Below are 2504 nucleotides of genomic sequence, written 5' to 3'. Positions count from 1 at the left end.
TCAGAGAGGTGTCTTGCTCGTCTCCCTGAATCGCATGGGGCGCGTGGCTGTCGCGCACCTTTGAGCGAAGGATCTTCTGTGTCGCTCGACGTGTCCACTCGAATCCGACTACCAGCAAAACGCCGAGAGTCCGCGATGTGACAATTGGAGCGGCCACCTCTTTGTCAGCGACACCGCACGAAAATGGCCGCCGCTAAGTGCCTTGTGGCAAACGGTCGAGCGTCTGCTTCTGGGCGACAGTGTATGTTCGCGGCATCACCTGCAAGCAGCCGGTCGCGTGCTGGGTCGGCTCTGCTGTGCGACCGCTTGCGGGGCAACGGTCGAAAGGGCGCAGTCGGCCAAAAGCCTCTCGCTGGCGTCGGCTTTCTGGCAAGACCCGCTCGACGGAATGATTCATCCAGGAACGTTTTGAACCACTTTTGACTGATTTGATAGCACTGCGCAATACATAAATGCAACGCGAACCAAAATCTGGCGCTCCATCTAGGCAAGCAGAGGGCGCCGCTTTAGGAAGACAGAACTCCGTGATGAGCGGACGCGCCCGTCTCCCTATGACACGTTAGGTCTCACACGAATGCCACGACTCACTCGATTGCAGCGTCTCGAAGTGCGGAAGCGAACCGAGTCCATACTCGAAACGCTCCTAACCTTTCATGTGTCCTTCAGCGGCATTGAGTTCATACACGACGATGCAGTAAAAAATTGGAGAGCTCTGGAAGAGCGCCTGCATAACGAATACCCAATAAAAGGTGTCGGGGTCCAAGCGACTCGCGGGAATTTAAATATCGTCGATGGGAGCGATGGTGTTTTTCTCTTCAGTGAGGAGGACTTGCACCCCGGGGAAGTGCCGACTGAACTGCAGTCCTTTCCTTATGCTGCAGCGGCCGCTGCATACACGTTCACATTGCTGGAAGGCTATGGAGATGAACTCGTAGGCCTAGTCAACCCGGGCGCTCTCCAGCCTCGACAGGCTTGGCATCACGGCGTTTATGGAGATGCGAATCTGAAGGACCCAGCGGCGCTTGAAAAAGCAAAGAAGGGTTTCGCGAAACCATTTAAGCTTTCGCCGGCGAAAGCTCCGAGATACGCCGTGCAGCGTTTAGTAGATGTCAAAGCAATCCGAAACGAGATCATGCACGAGGGGGCTACAAATGTGAGGTTTCCGGATTTCTTTGCCGGAGTCGTTGGAACAGTGCTGAGCATCTATTTCATGCTTCTTCCACAGGAGAAAGACATCTCCCTGTTTCCCTATTATGATTACAACGGGCGATGGGGCGATGTCTAGCCATGTCGCCAAGCGGGGGGCTGACGGCGCCACATATTTCGAACGGTAGGCACCGAACTTATGCGTGAACGCCGGTCCGCGCAGTTGCCAATAGGCACACGTGAGTGGGGTATTGCACGGTGCCGTGAGGGGGAATGTCCACTTGGTGGCATTTCGGAGGTTCGCGTACGTCGTGTTGTGCGTATTCGCTGCATATGTCGGAAGAGTGGAGCCACGCTCAACGCAGAGCAAGTTGAAGCACAAGTCTTCGCCGACGAACTGGCGGGCACATGCTCCCAATTCCATTGCTAACACGGCACGTCGCCGTGCGTGCACCGCCAGCTCAAAACATTGAAGGACACATTTCTGGCTGTGGGACGGACGACGCGAAGGACCGCAATGGGTCGAGGCTGTGTGAAAACTCAAGACTCGAAGCATTTCGGGAGATCGATGTGCCCTCCGGCAAGAGCGAGCAGTGACCTTCAAATCGCTGGGGGGCCCGCCGATTCTCCGAAGCTACCGGGTCGCGCTACCGCAAGCCGGCTATCAGAAATGGTTTGGTCGTAGCGCTCAACGAACTTCGGGAACTTGCTTCTGTCATCGTTGTAGGAAGAAATCCAACGCCCCAGAGCCTGAGCAAACGCATCCAATAGCTGTTTGAATTCGAAGTAGTAAACACCGGCTTCGGCAGTTGCATAGCTGCTATCGCCTCCAACGCGGAAAGAGATGCGTCGTTCCCTGTTCGCTAAAACCTTCTTGGAATTCAGATTGGTCATGTGCAAGAGCCCGTTCCGCAGCTCCCACAGCTCTGGTCTGGTGATGCCCAGTGGCGAGAGATCTGCATACGCGTCCAACCATTTGACGAATATCGAGGTTCCCGGTTGATCTCCAAATTCAATGTACGCGACGCTACCGGTGAAGTCATGCGTTTTGTAGCCAATGCTCGAGCAGACTTCCTTGTCATCGAAATTGAGAAAGATGTTGTAGATCTGTTCAGACATTAACCTTCTCCATGTCGCCTGTGCCATGCCAACGTTCATCGGCGTCGTATTCCCTAGGGAACCGCTGATTTATTCGGGCAGATCTCGATGGCCGAACGAGGCGTGGACAGCGAGGATGGTTGCATGAAACAGACGAGCTTTGCGAGCCTGGAGTACGCGGGCAAGAAGCGCCAGACGAGGCGCGAGAAGTTCCTGGGCGAGATGGAGCGCGTGGTGCCGTGGTCGGCGCTGTGCGGCTT

General features: G+C 55.4%; 2 protein-coding genes and 1 pseudogene. 2 read left to right on the top strand and 1 reads right to left on the bottom strand.

Annotated elements, in window-relative coordinates:
* The first annotated feature begins 592 nt into the window (after positions 1-592).
* Entirely contained in the window at positions 593-1285 is a 693-nt protein-coding gene (locus tag AC1D01_RS29800) for a hypothetical protein (protein ID WP_477872862.1), read from the top strand.
* Between the two features lie 461 nt (positions 1286-1746).
* Here the strand turns inward: AC1D01_RS29800 and AC1D01_RS29795 are convergent, their stop codons facing one another.
* Entirely contained in the window at positions 1747-2265 is a 519-nt protein-coding gene (locus AC1D01_RS29795) for a hypothetical protein (protein WP_477872860.1), read from the bottom strand.
* 123 nt (positions 2266-2388) lie between these two features.
* On the opposite strand from AC1D01_RS29795, the pseudogene AC1D01_RS29790 reads away from it, so the two are divergent.
* Positions 2389-2504 (top strand): annotated as a pseudogene (locus AC1D01_RS29790) (IS5/IS1182 family transposase); the annotation flags it as partial.

Source organism: Rhizobacter sp. P3_B12 (genome assembly GCF_056402895.1).
This window is presented reverse-complemented; position numbering and strand designations above follow the sequence as displayed.